Here is a 384-nt window from a genome sequence, read left to right on the forward strand (position 1 = left end):
GAATAAGGTCGCCTCCGGCATGGCGATGCACAAGCATTGGCGCAAGACCTACTTCTCGACGCCCAGCTCGATCCAGCACCCTGCGTTCGCTCTGTGGAACGGCGACCGCTTTAACAGGAAGCGCGCCAAGGGCGAGCGCATCGCCCTCGACATCTCGCACGACAGGCTCGCGGGCGGCTTCACCGGCGAGGACAAAATCTGGCGGCAGATCGTCACGATCATCGACGCGATGCGCGGCGGCTGCAACCTGTTCGACATCGACGAGCTGCGCCTCGAATACAGCCCGGAGGAATTCGAGAACCTGCTGATGTGCGGGTTCATTGACGACAGCTACAGCGTGTTCCCGCTCGCCGAGCTGCAGAAATGCATGGTGGACTCGTGGGA

Annotated in this window: 1 protein-coding gene; it reads left to right on the forward strand. The window is 62.0% G+C overall.

From position 1 onward, the window contains the following. Positions 1–384, forward strand: a 384-nt coding sequence (locus tag GVL52_RS30220) for a terminase family protein (RefSeq protein ID WP_200848085.1), incomplete at both ends; no start/stop codon positions are given.

The organism is Rhizobium sp. 18055, assembly GCF_902706285.1.
GTDB lineage: Bacteria > Pseudomonadota > Alphaproteobacteria > Rhizobiales > Rhizobiaceae > Rhizobium.